The 15580-nt window shown below is 40.6% G+C and carries 20 protein-coding genes; 3 read left to right on the top strand and 17 right to left on the bottom strand.

Annotated elements, in window-relative coordinates; genetic code table 11:
- Window positions 1-23 precede the first annotated feature (23 nt).
- The 6 genes from D9603_RS06715 to D9603_RS06690 form a co-directional block, all read right to left on the bottom strand.
- The gene (locus D9603_RS06715) at window positions 24-914 is read right to left on the bottom strand and encodes a hypothetical protein (protein WP_128730740.1); all 891 of its coding nucleotides are present in this window, start codon (window positions 912-914) and stop codon (window positions 24-26) included.
- 51 nt (window positions 915-965) lie between these two features.
- On the bottom strand, window positions 966-2048 hold the full coding sequence (locus D9603_RS06710; protein ID WP_125251902.1) for a hypothetical protein: 1083 nt from the start codon (window positions 2046-2048) through the stop codon (window positions 966-968).
- Window positions 2049-2313: 265 nt separating this feature from the next.
- Window positions 2314-2601, bottom strand: coding sequence for a hypothetical protein (locus tag D9603_RS06705; RefSeq protein WP_128730739.1), 288 nt, complete (start codon window positions 2599-2601; stop codon window positions 2314-2316).
- Complete coding sequence (locus D9603_RS06700; protein ID WP_128730738.1) at window positions 2601-3185, bottom strand: hypothetical protein; 585 nt, start codon at window positions 3183-3185, stop codon at window positions 2601-2603. Before D9603_RS06700 ends, D9603_RS06705 begins: the two co-directional genes overlap by 1 nt.
- Window positions 3186-3320: 135 nt before the next feature.
- Entirely contained in the window at window positions 3321-3992 is a 672-nt protein-coding gene (locus D9603_RS06695; protein WP_128730737.1) for a hypothetical protein, read from the bottom strand.
- Between the two features lie 206 nt (window positions 3993-4198).
- Entirely contained in the window at window positions 4199-4690 is a 492-nt protein-coding gene (locus tag D9603_RS06690; RefSeq protein WP_128730736.1) for a hypothetical protein, read from the bottom strand.
- 528 nt (window positions 4691-5218) lie between these two features.
- On the opposite strand from D9603_RS06690, the gene D9603_RS06685 reads away from it, so the two are divergent.
- Window positions 5219-5665 carry a hypothetical protein gene (locus D9603_RS06685; protein ID WP_128730735.1) on the top strand — a complete coding sequence of 149 codons (447 nt, stop codon included), beginning with the start codon at window positions 5219-5221 and terminating at the stop codon, window positions 5663-5665.
- A gap of 211 nt (window positions 5666-5876) precedes the next feature.
- The gene (locus tag D9603_RS06680) at window positions 5877-6089 is read left to right on the top strand and encodes a hypothetical protein (RefSeq protein ID WP_125251908.1); all 213 of its coding nucleotides are present in this window, start codon (window positions 5877-5879) and stop codon (window positions 6087-6089) included.
- A 496-nt stretch (window positions 6090-6585) separates the two neighbouring features.
- Here the strand turns inward: D9603_RS06680 and D9603_RS06675 are convergent, their stop codons facing one another.
- From D9603_RS06675 to D9603_RS06640, 8 genes are all read right to left on the bottom strand, one after another.
- Complete coding sequence (locus D9603_RS06675) at window positions 6586-6897, bottom strand: hypothetical protein (RefSeq protein WP_128730734.1); 312 nt, start codon at window positions 6895-6897, stop codon at window positions 6586-6588.
- Window positions 6898-7247: 350 nt separating this feature from the next.
- Window positions 7248-8564: a hypothetical protein gene (locus D9603_RS06670; protein WP_128730733.1), complete on the bottom strand. Its 1317-nt coding sequence runs from the start codon at window positions 8562-8564 to the stop codon at window positions 7248-7250.
- Window positions 8565-8621: 57 nt separating this feature from the next.
- Window positions 8622-9941 (bottom strand): hypothetical protein, encoded by a 1320-nt coding sequence (locus D9603_RS06665; protein WP_128730732.1) that lies wholly within the window; start codon window positions 9939-9941, stop codon window positions 8622-8624.
- A 163-nt stretch (window positions 9942-10104) separates the two neighbouring features.
- On the bottom strand, window positions 10105-10668 hold the full coding sequence (locus D9603_RS06660; protein ID WP_125251912.1) for a hypothetical protein: 564 nt from the start codon (window positions 10666-10668) through the stop codon (window positions 10105-10107).
- A 97-nt stretch (window positions 10669-10765) separates the two neighbouring features.
- The gene (locus D9603_RS06655) at window positions 10766-11179 is read right to left on the bottom strand and encodes a hypothetical protein (protein ID WP_128730731.1); all 414 of its coding nucleotides are present in this window, start codon (window positions 11177-11179) and stop codon (window positions 10766-10768) included.
- Window positions 11172-11426 carry an RNA chaperone Hfq gene (locus D9603_RS06650; RefSeq protein WP_125251914.1) on the bottom strand — a complete coding sequence of 85 codons (255 nt, stop codon included), beginning with the start codon at window positions 11424-11426 and terminating at the stop codon, window positions 11172-11174. Before D9603_RS06650 ends, D9603_RS06655 begins: the two co-directional genes overlap by 8 nt.
- Window positions 11427-11514: 88 nt before the next feature.
- Window positions 11515-11868, bottom strand: a complete 354-nt coding sequence (locus tag D9603_RS06645; protein ID WP_128730730.1) for a hypothetical protein — start codon at window positions 11866-11868, stop codon at window positions 11515-11517.
- 73 nt (window positions 11869-11941) lie between these two features.
- Window positions 11942-12424 (bottom strand): hypothetical protein, encoded by a 483-nt coding sequence (locus D9603_RS06640; protein ID WP_128730729.1) that lies wholly within the window; start codon window positions 12422-12424, stop codon window positions 11942-11944.
- 191 nt (window positions 12425-12615) lie between these two features.
- Here D9603_RS06640 and D9603_RS06635 point away from each other — a divergent pair, with 191 nt between their 5' ends.
- Window positions 12616-13095: a hypothetical protein gene (locus D9603_RS06635; RefSeq protein ID WP_128730728.1), complete on the top strand. Its 480-nt coding sequence runs from the start codon at window positions 12616-12618 to the stop codon at window positions 13093-13095.
- A gap of 51 nt (window positions 13096-13146) precedes the next feature.
- On the opposite strand, the gene D9603_RS06630 is transcribed toward D9603_RS06635, so the two are convergent.
- The 3 genes from D9603_RS06630 to D9603_RS06620 all read right to left on the bottom strand — a co-directional run bounded on the left by D9603_RS06630 (window position 13147) and on the right by D9603_RS06620 (window position 15562).
- The gene (locus D9603_RS06630; RefSeq protein WP_128730727.1) at window positions 13147-13854 is read right to left on the bottom strand and encodes a hypothetical protein; all 708 of its coding nucleotides are present in this window, start codon (window positions 13852-13854) and stop codon (window positions 13147-13149) included.
- A gap of 13 nt (window positions 13855-13867) precedes the next feature.
- Window positions 13868-14905: a hypothetical protein gene (locus tag D9603_RS06625; RefSeq protein WP_128730726.1), complete on the bottom strand. Its 1038-nt coding sequence runs from the start codon at window positions 14903-14905 to the stop codon at window positions 13868-13870.
- 324 nt (window positions 14906-15229) lie between these two features.
- Window positions 15230-15562: a hypothetical protein gene (locus tag D9603_RS06620; RefSeq protein ID WP_128730725.1), complete on the bottom strand. Its 333-nt coding sequence runs from the start codon at window positions 15560-15562 to the stop codon at window positions 15230-15232.
- Window positions 15563-15580: the final 18 nt, after the last annotated feature.

The raw sequence follows: 15580 nt of genomic DNA, 5'->3' as shown, positions 1-15580 counted from the left end.
ACAAAATCTCAATATGTAGCGCATTATGTAATGCGAAACATAACGCTGATGCCGTTATTATCGGCTAATGTACTTACCATGGTGTGATAGTTCCTGCGCTCACCAAATACCTCAAGAGGTAGAGTGGCATTGGCGCTGACTAAATCCGTATTGGCAAAGCCAATCATATCGAATACACCATCATAGCTAAATCGTTCAGTAGAGAAATTATTAGGAAATTGAATAAAGTAATCCCTACTTTCTGAAATTTCTTTTAATTTCACTGTATGCATTGCGCTGTAACGATTGTATTGATCTGAAATCGCTGTTTGTGCAGGCGCGGGGACTGGAATGTCGCGCTCACGTACGAGCATCTGTTCAACGCTTGACTCATAGCGGTTGAATATACCGCTTAATGCAATCACCGGGTTATGCTCAGTTGGAATAGCAATGCCATTTTGCCATTCAACAGGCTTTTGTACGACTAGCCAAGATAGTTGACGGTTTAAACTGTTAACGACCGCATGCTCCCAAATTGCAAAAGCAAAGCCATGAGAATCGGCTGTGAAAAGCACGGAAAAAGGCCGTGAATACTTAGCATCACCTTTAAGTCCTTCCCTTTGATGCCAATAGCCAACAGCATAACTTGTGTCTTTTGTATTAAGGCTACCTAGGTTTCTATTATATAGAGAGCCGTCAGGGTCTAACTGCATGGGCGTCACAATATTCATGCGCAGCGCTATGTCGTTAATCAGCTCAAAACGCACGACCCAAGGCTGGTCTTTTGCATTGGCATCAAGTGTGACACGCGGCATCAAGTTAAGTACGCGGCCATTTTCCATTTTTTTATAAGTGAAATACATACTTGTTGATTCTATCAAGAAATCAAATACTTGTGCCAAGTCCACTAAGCCATGTTTAAACTGATGGTACATATATTTTACCAGCCCTTTATATCGCAATACGTTTCATGGTTTGTCATGCTGCTATCCTGTGGCCAATAACCAGTTGTAACTTTCATCATGCACCGAGCGAACATGCTCTTTTATCTCTGGTCCATTGATATAAATCAGAATAATGGTGCCGGTCGAATCTTGGGCGTGATTCAATACTGTTTTAAAGCGGCGACTTTGCTTCTCGTAAAATACCTGAGAAAATTCAACGTTTTGTAAACTTCCAAATAAGCGAGCCTCACTGTAGGCAATCAGATCGAGGACATGTTTGTAGCGATAACGGCGCGTATTCAAATTGTGGGGAAAAAATACTTTTGCGGTATTATCATCAGTAAAATAGTTAACTTCAGCGTCTTGATGGGGCAAAATCGCATTGTCCATGTGTTTAAATCGCCAAGCCGGTTGGCTTTTAGTCGGTACGTATACGTCGGCCTCACGTACTACGAACTTGTTTCTTACATGACCAAAACCATTTTTTATTTCATATGCTGCGAATACTGGCGACATTTCACTTACCAGCGGCTCGCCCGATTCTGGATCAACAGGGCGTTGTACACAAAGCCAACTAAACCAGCTTGCGTTATTACTGTTTATTTGCGTTGCATCATCAAAAGTTTCTTCGTATGAAAAAAATACAAAGCCGCGCTCGGTTAACGTAAGTATATACCCCATTGGATACGCTGGAGCTGCTTTTCTCAGGTACGTTCTATCAACAAATGGGATCCCTGAGTTACCAATATCAGACCCGATGACACCAACATGATCCCAACCCACTAACCGTTCAAACTGACCCTGTACCTCTGTGAGCATTGCGGTGTCGGGAAGTTGCAACTTTGGCGCCACATATAATCTGGCTTCATTCCAACTAACTTTAAACATAACGCGCCAACTATACTGGTTGCCAGCCAGCATGGCGTTACCCTCAGGCAGTACTTCAAGTAAGCACGAGAACGGGGCGTCATCTTCAAGTAATTTGGGGTGAATGATTTGATCATTATCCAGCTGCTGTATCGAGACTGACTGAAATTTTCCAGACTCGACCATGTCAATCACCACATCTTTTAACATATTGACGTGTGATTTGTAGCCACTGCGGTTAAACGACATACCTGACATAGTTTACTCGCTATATAGGCTGCTTTGACAAGCTAACACATAGAGGTCCGCAAAATGGACGGGTAAAGCGCAAAGTTGTGTATTACATGTTTCACGTGTGGACATCATACAGGCCCCATAGTTCTCATTATTCACCGCTTGGTGTCGGTGTAGTCTCAGTTGTACAATAGAGTATACCAAGAGTCTTTGTCACTGAACAGCTTATCATCGCTGTTAAACACCTATTGCTGTTTTTATTGCAAAAGGTAATTGCTTCACCAAGCTGTCAGTTTTTATGTGTAAAGCTAACGACAGTCGCCTCTATTGCTTCTTTTAAATACGCTGTAATAGAGGTGTTTTTCTTTACTGACAATATATTTGCAACCTGTTCATATAAGGCATATTGGTCTGTATCAAATAAGTTCATGATTCTATTGTATAATGTGTCAATTAATTCGAACTCATGCTGCTTTAGTAAAGGCGCACAATCACTCAGCGCTTGCAACACGGATGTCCGAGCCACGTAATACGTACGGGTACCTTGTTTACCTCTGTTTTGGAGCTGATCCATCATTAACTCGCTATACTGGTATTCGTGTTTTGTTGCATGTTCAGTGCGTAACGCCACAGCCATTGGTATGTTGAATAATGCAAAATGCCCAGATCTAGGCATTGTTTTAGCTCACGCTGCAAGTTAATCAATGACGGCTCACCTAAAAAAGCGTGCTGTACTGTTGAGGAGTCGATGATTGCGCCTGCTTTGTCTTTCGCTGGGGTCACAAAGCGACAGTCAATTCCATTTTGCTGATATTCATTGAATTTATCGCATTCACTCAGGCTTGATGTTAGCAATACCTTTTTCCCACTGGTGTTTGACTTAATGAGTTCAATGCAATCGCTATTGCTACTTTGTGCATCTGGCTGAACGAACTTTAAAGCTGGTACATAAACTTGAGAGGCGCACCATCGCTCGATCATTTCTTGGCTTTGGGCTTGTGTCCATAAATGCTTTGGGGAAGCGGTGCTATTATGGTGGCGTAAAATAATCAGCGTATTATCTGCTTGATGCCTAGCTAAATTTAATAAGTTAATGTGGCCCATAGTAAGGGGAACAGGTTCTAAGGGCACAATAGACCAATCATAATCATTATATGTCATAGTTCAGTGTCTCATACTTCCAGTCTCAAGTTGGCGATACAAAATTGTCTTAGTCAAAAACACGTTGATAGGTACAATTTTCAAGCATATTATCAAATTACCACAGAGAAACAAGGTCTTGGTATTTACGCTTACTCACCCAATCGCATGATGCCAGCGAGATTGCTCTTGTAGTCTGCGCTTCGTGTTTTTTAGCATCAACCGTCCCTCATATACGAGTAACTTTCCGTCCATTGAGACGGGAAAGTCTTGCAATGTAAAGGCGCGCCTAGAGCGGCCAATGGCAAGTAAAGAGTAGCTTACTAGTAGGTCTAAAAATAAAACATCGTCATAGGAAATCGAAGGTAAATTGCATGTCGTTACTCGATTGTTTTCATCAAACATGATATCAGTAATGTCATGAAAATAGAGTGCTGTTACATCGTATTTTCCTGCTGAACCGGCTATAAAAAGGGTTGGCTCTTGGTATTCCCAAACCGGAGGCTTATTGATGATTGAGCGGCCATAAACTAACTCTGCTATGGCGCTCTCATGGTCTAATGGAGTAACATTAGAAACCCAGTTTGGCCTGCCCAAAGGTGACGTAGTAAAGTCATATGTCTTGTCACAGTCAACGATAAGGCGTTTTGATTGCGGGCAATATTTGTTGTAAATACCCAAGGCACGCTTCACGATGAGGTGAAATTGATGCTTGTCAATTTGGGTCATTTCTAAGTCGCCCATAATGAATCCACCGGTTTCGATCATGACGTAGTCAATTAACTCTTCAAGATACATACCAAGTACTCCAATTGATTGTAAAGACACTATAATTGAAGCTCACTAATGGGTGAGCTTCTGACGCTGATGTTACACCCGCGCTTACTAAAGTGTGTTAGTGGTCGTTATCAAAAAAGCCAAGGGGCTTAATATTTAACAGCGATGAAGTTGCAATTGTACAATACAAGTTGTAACAGGAAAATAAGAGAATTGGGTCAGCCAAACTCTGATATTGTACAATATTGACGTGTTGATTAATTATTTCCGATTGCTAACTTGAAAAGTCGCTCTATGATATGTTCATCTGGGTAGGCATCTCCACATCTATCTGAGAATGCAAGTGCGATTTCCTGAATCAATATCAGCTGCTCGGTTTTTATCTCATTGTGAGAAAGCCCTAATTTGGACATCATTTGGTGCGTTACGACACTAAACTTCAAAATATCCACCGGTTTTCGTTCAACTTTTCTTCGCTCACCATATTCCCAATACAGTAGATCTACTTGTAAGATCTGAGCAAAATGCACTCTATCTTCAGCTTTTCGAGGCAAAACATCCTCTTTTAGCCACTTTGCAGCGGCTGAGAAGGATATATCAGCAGCATCTCTAACCACAGAAGTTCTGCCGTGGCCGGGCTCTTTCCATCGTTTCTTATTCTTATCCAACATTTCATTGAGGCGGGCTGACGGTCCATTTGGGCTTTTTAACCCCAGATTTTGGTGATCTTTATAGTATAGTTCTGTCAACTTTAGTGGCTCCGAACGAAAAACATTGCTTAACACTTAAAGTGCAAAAAGCTGCTGCAATCATACAGCCGTTACAGTTGAAACGCCATAGAGTGCGTCGCTCTAATTCAGCTTTAAGTATGATTTTAATAATATTAAATCATTCATTAGTAAGGTTTTTTTTATTTCCGTTTTGCTGGTTTGAAAAATAACACCTTGAATTAATAGCACTTTAAATACATTTATCAAGATTTATAATTATATAAAACAGGATAATAGGCGTGGTAATTTATCTAAAATGTGAATTGCGTCAAATGCTTTTATTCGCCTACATTTGCTATATATCAACACAACTCTAACAAGAAGTGTGCTAAAACATGTTTTCAGATCGATAAGTGAAGAATTGTATATGACGCAACAGATTGAGCTTGAATCAATCACACTTTGAGTGTAATGTTTTATGGCGCGGGAAAATGTTAGTCGTTGTAATACTAGGCAATCTAAGGCGCCTATAAAGAAATGTACGTTTTATTAGGGAGTGAGTGTTGTATGACAATAAGGTACAGCAAGTCCAGCATAACTAATGGTCGAGGCAAGCGAACAAGCCTAAACAGTCTTCTAAAAGACACCCACGTTAGAGCATTTGAAACATTGGCTTTGAACACTGCTAATGGGTTACGCGATGCTCTGCCGTTAAAGGAGAGTGCCAAAGTAGCCTATTTACTTGTCACGAGTGCAGATACGCTAGGTATGAACATTGATGAGTTCAATTACAATGTGAGTGTGGCAATTGTTGGTGTAGCGAATGATGCAGGTATATTAACCTATAACAAATGGCTACCAGAAAATGAGATCCAGGCAAGCCTACTAGCGACAGTGTCTAACGTTGCATATCAAGCTTTTGAGTTTCCGTCTGATGAATTTTATATTGGTAACCCTGCTGTTGAGCAGGTATTTGACATTACACCAGTATTGGACAATTTGATTCTTAACTAAAACGGCTCTGCGTGTGTACTTAATGTACTCACAAGCAATGTGCGATTTTCAATATACTTGTAGTCACGCGTCTTGCGTTTAGTGATGCACTACATTTAGAATGTTGACTCGAGACTAACGACATTTAGCCCAATATCATTATATGACGAACTGTGCACTTAAAATGATAGGTCAAGGGCTATAAGAATTTTGTAATGAATGGTGGACTAGGATGGACGCAAAACACTTTAATGCGACTTTTGTTCGAGAAGACATTAATATAGCAGCACTGCTTAATACTACTTACCAAGGTGGACCTGCACTCATTGCTGCATATGAAGCCCTAAGTGATGAGGACAAAGCAAAAGTGTTGTGTAACGCAGCGATTAATGTCGGGGTTGGAATAGCCGGTATGGTACCGCCTGTTGAATATGAAAAGGAGTAATAGAAATCTAAATATACGTTAAGTGCGCTTTTATCAGAGCGACGTTCATATTGTTGATTGTAAGGTACGGGAAGTAAAACGCTTTGCTTAAAAGAGTGAATATGCTTGTTGGTTACCCTTAATCAATGAATGCTCAGACGCTACGACTACATTTTAATTCATATCGGCGTCTGTTAGGGTGTAATTTGTCGCAATGCCAGAGTAATATTCTAAGCTTAATAGGCAGTTTATTTAGCTGGCGTTGTTAATTATTTTGCATATTAGTGCTTTGATTTTAAATGACTTTATAACCTTGGGTGGCACTTACCGTTATAACAAGTGAAGCACCGGCCATTTAGGAAAGTTAATTGCCAAGTTTAATGTTATCGCAGCGTAAGGTAATAACAAAACAGCAGTTCTTTTTCTGATGTCGTCAAGTGTCAAGCGCCTGAGGTAATGACTTCTAGCAATGAGCATGAATGAGTTGTACAGTACGGTATGCTTTATATTGTACAATTCACCCTTGCTTTGATGTGTTAATTTGTTCTTGCAAAAAGCCATCAATCATTCTATTAAAATTGTATTCACCCAGTGCTTTTCTTAATCTAATTCTATCTTCCGTTAAACGCCCGCTCTCAATGAGTAAATTAATGGTATAACGTGCTTTGAGTATGTCTTGAACATCATCACCAACATATACAACACAATATATATCATGTTGGACGTAATTGGTGGGGTAGGGGAGCTTATCACAATGAAGTACATTACCAATTCGGTGTGTATTTGGTTTTTGCGCTGATGTTAAGAAAAGTGGATCTGAATTAAACATGTAATGGGTCTCATGGAGAAATTAAAAGCAACACAGTAAATTCGCTGTGAATTTGCATATTGTACAATGCGCACAGTATCCAATGGGTTGCTTACACTAAAGTTGCAACTAAAAAAAGGCGCTAATATTATACCAATTCGCCTTAATGCTTGCTCAATTTGAAGGAATAAATCTGACGCTAATTGGTTAAACGTTGCTTATCTAGAACAAACTAAATAGCACCGCCTTTCCTTGTCTGCATCCATGCAGTTACCTTGGCGATAGTATGACGTGCTAGCGGTATTATCTGTTCGCCTCAAAATACAAGCTTAATTAAGCAAATTGGTATAAACAGTCCGGCTGAGCGAGATTTATCGATTACTAAACTTCAAGAAAAAACGCTCAAACGCAGCTTGTCCAACATAAACAATACGTGTTAAGCCTGTATCAACACCTTGGTCATCTTTGTCTTCGGTAATATAAAATACGCCCTCAGAGAAGCGCACGACACTGTCTATATGGTGTTCCCTCACATAGCATGGCGCTGTGATCATCTTAAATACGCGTTGTGCGTCGCTATCATTTAGATCAAGCGTGATATAAATACCTGGTGCCTGAACACCTTGATCATTAGCAGCATATAATAAATCCATGAGCTGCTTACGCATCGCATCAGCCGCAGGTTCAAGTGATTGCACAGTCGCAATAGCTGCTTGTTTCAATAACGCTTTATACGCTGAACCGATATCTTTAATATCACCTTCGCTGAGTTGCGCCAAAAGTGCATCTCTTTGTGCTGGTGTTAACTCAGCAATACGCTTAGCAGCATCCTCTAAGATTTCTTGATCTATACCGCCGCCGTCTAATATAACCGTATCGACAAAATGATCTAACCATGGGATTTGTATGTTTTGTGCTAATTTCAATGGCGCAGACACACCAACTGGAGAATCCGTTTTTGAAACAAAGCGTATTTGTATATCATACTCAACATAGCGTTGATAAATTGAACCAGGCAAATCTTCAATTGCGAACCTTTCACCGTTAGGGCCAAAAAACTCATCTCGTTCAACGATGTATTCACGTGGCCCTGTATTTGTTAATACGGAGTTTATTACCTCGAAGCGCACTGACAAGTTGTCTTTTCCAGCCATATTGACACTTTCAATGTCATAAATTAACCGGTATGGGTCACTAGGATTTGAAAAGGCAATGTCACTCAGTGTTGGGGCTGAATAAGCTGTCCCATGAGTAGTAAAAGCACCTTGAAGCCAACCTGTTTGCAATACTCCGTCAACAACAAGTTCTATACCATAGTAATAGTCAGTGCCAGAGAGCAAACCATCGACAAATAAATCTTTGTATTGAAAACGGTCCTCTGCTTGATAAGTGACTTTATACGTTAGCTGAGTACCATTAAATTTGTATGGATTTAAGTTACCTTGCGCATATGTTTGATCGAATGAAACTGAGTTACCATCTAATTCATCTTTGGCTGCAATATAAATAGACAAGTAGGTATTCGGTAAACTGGCTTGGTCTTTTAACGCATCTCGCAACGAGATGTGATCTTGCGCGCCAACCAGTGCAATGGCGTGGCGCATTAGCCCATCGGCTGCCGCTTGTGTTTGTGCCGTCGTGACTACATTGTTAGTAGCGTTTAAAAACGACAATAGATCAAAAGTCATAGGAGATCACCTCTATAATAACTGGGCGTATAAACGCCCAGCAGATTGTAAAGCAGGTTATGAGAAAATAAGCTCAGCACGGTCACGATACACATCGCCACGCACTGACACTTGGAATTTTTTGTCTGAAATAACGCCACCTTCAACAATTGGGCCTAAGTAAAAAGCTTTACCAAGCCAAGTAAAGTAACGGGTTTCGATACCGTTGGTGAAACCCTGTTTGGTCACAAACATAAAGACATCATAGGTATCAAATTCGGCATCTCCGGTAGAACCGCTCAAGTCCAAAACTTCGCTGTAATCAGGGTCAATATCACTGTATAGAGCAATACGACGTAACTTCGTCCTTACTTCGTTAAAGGTATCTTTTGCACTTTCAAATTCTTCGACCGCCACGTCACGAGTCAGGTCGTACATCTGCGATGCAACGAGTGAATATGCGCCACTATTTAACGCGGTACGCAGTGCTTTGCGGGCATCTTTATTGGCTGTTAGCTTAGTTGCTATCTTACTCACAAGCGCATCTTCAATTTGCTTGCCTTTGATGACCGTCGTATCGACAAAACCAGCAAGCCAAGGAAGTTCAAAAGATTGAGCGTCTACTTTTACCGAAGCTGAAGCTGAGTTGGGCGCATTATCCACTTTCTCTATCGTTCTTAAGTGGACAGAGTAATTTACATAACTGCGCATGTTGTTTTCACCAACCGTAAACATAAAGGTTGGTTCACTGTCTGCTTGAAATTCAAATTCTCCAGAAAATACCACGCTTTGCTCATAAGGCACTTCTGGCATTGCACGCTTAGTGTCGTCAACTACTTCAAGTAAAAAGTGCGTGTTGTCCTCAGCTGAAACGTTACTGACTTTTACTTCGACACTTTTAGCGGTTTCTGTGATTGATAAAACGACATTTTCTGGCTCCGCTACATTCGAGCCCCCTAGCTGCATTTCAGAGCTTGGCGCTAATAGAAACTCTCCTTGCAGTTCGCCATTCAGTACAAGTTCAAATGCGCATTTAAAACGCGCATTTGCTGGCAAGCCGCTAATTGTAATAGGCTCGTACTTTTCACTCCCTTCTTGCGCTTGATGTAAATCTTTCAGAGCGACTTGCGCTGTATAATCAGCGGTATCGAGATCATCTTTTGTAAGCTCGCCGCTAGCATACGAGTGTTTCAAGTACACTTTTAGGTATGAGTTACGAATGTCCTCTTTGAGAGATATGTTATTTTCACTTGCGTATGCTTTAATTGCATCGAATAAGTAGTCGCCTGCAATATCTTGGTTTTCTAGTGTCAGTGAAAGACTATAGATACCATGGTTGTTAGGTTGCGACGTAAACGTCACTGTGTTTTGCAATACAGTAGTAATATCAAATGCCATGTTAGCATCTCCTATAGGTGCAGGATTGTAAGGCTCAATCTCACAGACTCATTTATGTACCAACAACGCGTTTGTTAGTTCAATATTCTCACAGTTGCAATTAAGGTAAAACCAACCTAACTGCATGCTTTAAGAGCGCACACTCCATCCTAAAAACGCCGGCTCACTGATGTGATGAAGTTGCCAGCATAATTAATGCAGCGACTCTTTGACTGTTTTCAAGCGTTGAGTTTGGCGCTTTTTTATATGCTAAGTGAGCAAATGCACTTTTGGTTTCTGCTTGTAAAAACCAGCAGGCATTACCCAACTCAGTTTCGACGATCAAAGCTAGTCTGTGATGATATTCACATAAATAACACGCCTCTTGGTGTGCATAGGTGAATGCTATCAGCAAATCATTTTTTTCTCGGCTTTGCTCTTCGAACGATTGTTTCAGTTTTACATGCCTATTGAGTAATTCAATACGCTGACTTTCACTTGCGGTTAACGCTTGCTCGTAGCTTGCCAGAGGCAGTGTACCCAGAATGTCATGTAAAACACTGTAGTCTCTTGATCTTGGAGACCAGTTTAGTCCGAGCTTATCCAGCGCCGTAGACAAAGCGTCCTTTGCTAATCGAACTTCCTCTGCTAACAGCTCATTGGTAAAGCGCAGACGTTGCTGCTCTTTAACTATATCATCTCGGTTTGTACCGAGCTCGTTTTGGTGAGATATGTGTTTTTGTGTCATCTTGCGCTTCCTTTTCGTTGAGCTAAATAAACATCTCAACGTTCTCAAACGCAAAGTAGAACCTTACTTTCTACCTATCTCACACATGTAACCACGGCTAACTGGTTACCGAAGTGATGGCAAGCTGTCTTAAACGATATTGTTCAATCACTTTAGCTCTCGCTTCGCTCCAAGGTGCACAACAACCTTTACCAAATTGCATCGCAGACCCATCATTTTTATTATTGTACAATGAGTAGAGGTTACAGCGATAGAGATTTACGCCCTCTTGTAGCGTTTCATCTAAAATTAGGTGGGTACATTGATTGGTTTCGGTGTTCATTTCACCTCTACCACACAGGTTCGTTCGGCAACACGCCCCACTTCTGACACATTTGAAATGATAAACAGGTTCACCCTCGTGATCTGAAACTACCAACAACTGCTCTTGTTCCATCCTTTTTAGCTCTGTATCACTTGGTCGCCAGAACTCAGGGTCAATGGTCACAATCCCTTGATCACGACTATTCACAGGTGGCTACTTTGTGATCGTCATGGGCAATCGTTGCAACACTTTCTCGATTAATCAGCATGGGCTCTTTATTATGCGAGGAAAGTAGCACACTACCTTTATCAAACCGACGGACTTTGCCATTAAGACAGATACCATTGACTAAATACACACGCACTTTCGCCCCTTTTAAAAGGAACTGTATTAAGTGCTCTCCCCACAGGTCAAAAGGCTCACCATTGGGAAACACCAACTCTTTATTAGACATCGACTTAACTCCAGTTTACTGATTACTACTAGTGCCACTTCGCTTTATATTTGCGACACAAAAATGAACTTGTTCACGCTGACAAACGTCAATTACGTATGTTTCTCGTTCTTACAAATTTATCAAAGCCTCTAAATCCGAACGAGGCTCCTACAGCTAGGCCGAACATATAGCGGTAAAATTCGGGGGTCTGCTCTAATTGAATAAAGCCTTGATGAGCGTATGGCGCAAGTTGTGGAATAAAACACATAATAAAAGGAACACTTAACAAAACAGTGAACCATTCATCTTTCCAACTGGTGGCCGCACCATTAGCCATTGCTTCTTCCCAACTTATTACGCGCTGCGCTTTAGCGTGTGCAGCTTGTCTAACAATATCCTGTTTGCCTTTAAATATTTCGAAAATCCAACCGCCTGCGGCTGTAAGAGCTTGAAACCACATGTTTTTATCCTTATTTAACTAAGTTAACACATCATACTTTTTATCTTTCTAATCGGCCCTCAGCAACATTATACTACTGGAACATGATGCGGCCACTTGACGCATGCAGACAATCAATAATTTGTTGTACAATAGTATAGGCAAGGCGACCATCATACTTGCCTAAATAGTTTTCTCTAAGTCTTTTCATACATAGCGCAATAATACAAGTGTCGTCCGCAATGGGATGAATATGAATAATCTCCACAATAAATTGTTCTATAATTCGCTCGAGTGCCAGCGCACTGATCCTTTCAGGCATCGCATGTAGCAAATGCACCAGCTCGTTATTCAAAGAGCCAAGCTTTTCTTTGTCTCTTACACCAGGCCGAGATTTGTTTTTTATTTTAGCTATGGATTTTTTTATTTCATATTCAGCCAGTTGTGCAGCCCTTAACTGCGAATTTGGCTCCGATTCATCTATACCTAACGACTCACAAAATTTACGTACTCGCTGTGCAGCATCCTCACACTCAACATCTAAATACACCAATACCGCATCAGTTGTACATGTCATCTTTTTTCAACCTAGTCTCATCTTGATAGCAATATGCCTTATAATTATCACAATTACAACGCGATACAATTTATATTGTACAATATAAATTCCACATGATGCGTGACTAAAAAAGAAGAAAGTAGCTAACCGCCTACTTCGCAGTTAGAATAAGAGTCGTTTAATCTAAATGAGACTTGAGAACCTATATTATGGAGCATGTACAAATACTTGGGGCGATCAGCCGCACTAAAATGAAGCATACATATGAACTTATCGCGTTCGCTGATGGGGTTAAGCCTGCTGGGATAAGGGATATCATTAATGTGCCTCTTACACAAACCATTTGCCTTAATCGCAAGCTGCATATCAACGAGTATCCGCAAATTACGAGCTTTTTTGAAAGTTACCCTAGCTCAACATCACAGGGACAACAAGCCATAGCGGTATTTATTGAACATGATAGTTTGAATATAAAAGGTATGCTCAATTTAACCCCTTTGGGGTGGGCAACCCTGAGTAAAGAAAACGGCATGCCCATTCATTTACCGAGTATAAACCTCAGCACCCGCAAAAAACTGTTTGCACAAAACTATACTCATTTGCGTAACCTTTTAAATGAGTACAAATGTTATATGAATGATCCTCAGGGCCTTACTAATCATGTAACAGATGAAGTAAAAGCACAATAGCTGTAATAAAGGGGGCAAAAGGTGACAACAAGTCACCTTTACTGGAAAAAATTAATATAGATAGGCAGGCAATAAGTTAATAGTAATGGCGTCCGCTTGGCTGTAGTCATTATCTACAGTGCAATCAAAGTAAATATGATCAACTTGCGCTTCTTTATTCGATACCACGTCTCTAAATGCTTGCGACGTAACTTTCGCACCATATTGTTTTAACTCAACTAAAGACGACTCATTGTCTGGCAGCCATGGTTTAACCCTTGTAATATTATACGCATAGCCATTGTCATAGCCACGATAGCTTGGGTCTATCTCATTGCTAATATCCAGTGTTTCTCTGTATACTTCTTGACCTTTTCTACGGGCAACAACATCACATGAAACAAGTGAGCTGATATCACCAACTCGGCCAGCAAACCAACCAGCACCGATGTAAATCTCTCCTGGAGAGTCTGGGTAGGAGCTTTTTGAAATAGATACTGGCAATTTACAAATTACTTGTGTCGGGGTATTCGCAACATCTGGTGAAGCAATAGCAGGTTGCCCAATGCCATATTCACGTGCTGGTGTGTAATTATTATATGTCACAGTTGACCATAACCCACCATACTCACCAACTTCTGTCCCAGAATAGACCGAACCTGTGATAGTACAGAATCCGCGAGGGGATGGTGTACTTGGGTGTTCAGGATAAAGAGAAGCACAGGCGGTAAAAGTGGTAAAAGCACACAGTATATATATGGCTAATCGATCATTTAACATAATATTACTCCCCTTAAAATTTATCTGCGTAAGTAGTTGCATAACTGCCTAGAAGCATAATATTGTCTTGAGCTGGGTTTTTAAATTGACAAATACTTCTCGCATAGCCATATGGTTGGTGTGGAAATTGACCACTATGTGTATATCTGATTGTCATGGTAGAAATTTTTTTACCATCAATCTCTTCATGCTCCCAGTGTGGGGTACTGCGTATCAAATGTACATTTGTATATTCGCTACGAATAAAACATCTATCAGACGCGATCTCACCTAAAAACCGGTCAGCAGAATAAGTGTTTGTGAACACTTCAAGTTTATTTGCCCTAAGACGTCCAATACATTGCACCTGGCCTAGATCGGATTTCAATTTGGTTGCGCCAAACTCGTCGGTATAATCAATACGATCTGCAGCGCATATACCTACTCTGGTAAGTTGTGGGTTTTTAAATGAAGTGGGGTCTCGAAAAGATTGCTCAGAAATTACCATAAAGTCATCTAGGTAAACCACATCACCCACGCTGGTACGTGAAATAGTCACTTTTTTAACGGGCTTTGATGAATGAACGCCCCAAAAAACTAAGTTATTATTTACATCGACAGCATCTGGCAAAGCATAGTGTGCTACACCGCCATCCTGATAATCAAACTGAATTTGTAAATTCGCACTCCCAACATCTAAGTCAACAGCTTGAAATGCAAACGATTTAATAGGGGCATCGAAAGTAAGCTCGATATCCTCCATGTAGATGGTCATTGAACCGGAAGGTGCATGCGATGTGGCTATAAATGATGCCTCACCCGTTAACGTTGCTGATACGCCATTGCTAAATGTTAGTTTTTTTCCAGCAGCTGCTTGTCCGTTTATAAAACTCTCTAGACCATTAGAAACAGTGCTACTTGATGAATGGGCCTTAAACTCCTCTATTGCACTGGCTACCCTATCTTTTACTTTGGTAGTCCCCCAATCAAGGTCTCTTGCAAAAAAGGACGTGTCGGCCAGCACAGGAAATGCGCTCAGCAGAAACGTGATAATCGTTATTATCGCTTTCATTAAAAATTTCCTTAAGTCTAATTTAGTGTCTCATAGCTAAACCCAGTTACCTGCCAGTAAAGGGCAGTCGCAATATATCACATCAAAGATATTGTACAATAATAAAAGGTAGGGATATAAACCGAATGCACATCTAAATCAAACGCGTTAAATATTTTAGATTAACCCGAACTCTGAGTAAAAAGTGAATTAATCAACAACAATACCTAAGCTCACAAGACGCAACATCACTCTAGCCAGAGGTTATTTCTTAATACATGGCAAATTTAACGCAGCAGTAAGGGGTAACAACTGCTAAAGGGTCAATGATTACTCAAGTTCAGGCTAGCTAAATAGCTTTACACGGGTAAGATCTAGATCGGTATTAATAACTAAGCCAGCTTGATCAGCCGTTACCTTCGCGAAAGCGACTACTTCTGCCACTTTATTTTTAGGGCCTTGAATATTAAGTGTAACTGTAAACTTTTCAGGTGATATATTTCTCTCTAACTGCGTCATTTCACGTAGTGCTTCATCATTAAACAGTCTATCTCTTATCATATCCGCCACCTTATATGCACTTTTCCATCGCTGACGGATAAGCGCTTTTGATAAGCGTTTAATGGATGTATTCAAGTCTGTAACCGAAATTGTTACGACAGAGTACTGTATGTTCATTGGGGTGCTCCTTTCATT

Source organism: Pseudoalteromonas sp. PS5, assembly GCF_004103255.1.
Classification (GTDB): Bacteria; Pseudomonadota; Gammaproteobacteria; order Enterobacterales; family Alteromonadaceae; genus Pseudoalteromonas; species Pseudoalteromonas peptidolytica.
This window is presented reverse-complemented; position numbering and strand designations above follow the sequence as displayed.

Bases quoted from the DNA above. Each gene is read 5' to 3' on its own strand.
- D9603_RS06715 (WP_128730740.1), bottom strand. From the start codon at position 914: ATGTACCATCAGTTTAAACATGGCTTAGTGGACTTGGCACAAGTATTT.
- D9603_RS06710 (WP_125251902.1), bottom strand. From the start codon at position 2,048: ATGTCAGGTATGTCGTTTAACCGCAGTGGCTACAAATCACACGTCAAT.
- D9603_RS06705 (WP_128730739.1), bottom strand. From the start codon at position 2,601: ATGATGGATCAGCTCCAAAACAGAGGTAAACAAGGTACCCGTACGTAT.
- D9603_RS06700 (WP_128730738.1), bottom strand. From the start codon at position 3,185: ATGACATATAATGATTATGATTGGTCTATTGTGCCCTTAGAACCTGTT.
- D9603_RS06685 (WP_128730735.1), top strand. From the start codon at position 5,219: ATGACAATAAGGTACAGCAAGTCCAGCATAACTAATGGTCGAGGCAAG.
- D9603_RS06680 (WP_125251908.1), top strand. From the start codon at position 5,877: ATGGACGCAAAACACTTTAATGCGACTTTTGTTCGAGAAGACATTAAT.
- D9603_RS06675 (WP_128730734.1), bottom strand. From the start codon at position 6,897: ATGTTTAATTCAGATCCACTTTTCTTAACATCAGCGCAAAAACCAAAT.
- D9603_RS06670 (WP_128730733.1), bottom strand. From the start codon at position 8,564: ATGACTTTTGATCTATTGTCGTTTTTAAACGCTACTAACAATGTAGTC.
- D9603_RS06665 (WP_128730732.1), bottom strand. From the start codon at position 9,941: ATGGCATTTGATATTACTACTGTATTGCAAAACACAGTGACGTTTACG.
- D9603_RS06660 (WP_125251912.1), bottom strand. From the start codon at position 10,668: ATGACACAAAAACACATATCTCACCAAAACGAGCTCGGTACAAACCGA.
- D9603_RS06650 (WP_125251914.1), bottom strand. From the start codon at position 11,426: ATGTCTAATAAAGAGTTGGTGTTTCCCAATGGTGAGCCTTTTGACCTG.
- D9603_RS06645 (WP_128730730.1), bottom strand. From the start codon at position 11,868: ATGTGGTTTCAAGCTCTTACAGCCGCAGGCGGTTGGATTTTCGAAATA.
- D9603_RS06640 (WP_128730729.1), bottom strand. From the start codon at position 12,424: ATGACATGTACAACTGATGCGGTATTGGTGTATTTAGATGTTGAGTGT.
- D9603_RS06635 (WP_128730728.1), top strand. From the start codon at position 12,616: ATGGAGCATGTACAAATACTTGGGGCGATCAGCCGCACTAAAATGAAG.
- D9603_RS06630 (WP_128730727.1), bottom strand. From the start codon at position 13,854: ATGTTAAATGATCGATTAGCCATATATATACTGTGTGCTTTTACCACT.
- D9603_RS06625 (WP_128730726.1), bottom strand. From the start codon at position 14,905: ATGAAAGCGATAATAACGATTATCACGTTTCTGCTGAGCGCATTTCCT.
- D9603_RS06620 (WP_128730725.1), bottom strand. From the start codon at position 15,562: ATGAACATACAGTACTCTGTCGTAACAATTTCGGTTACAGACTTGAAT.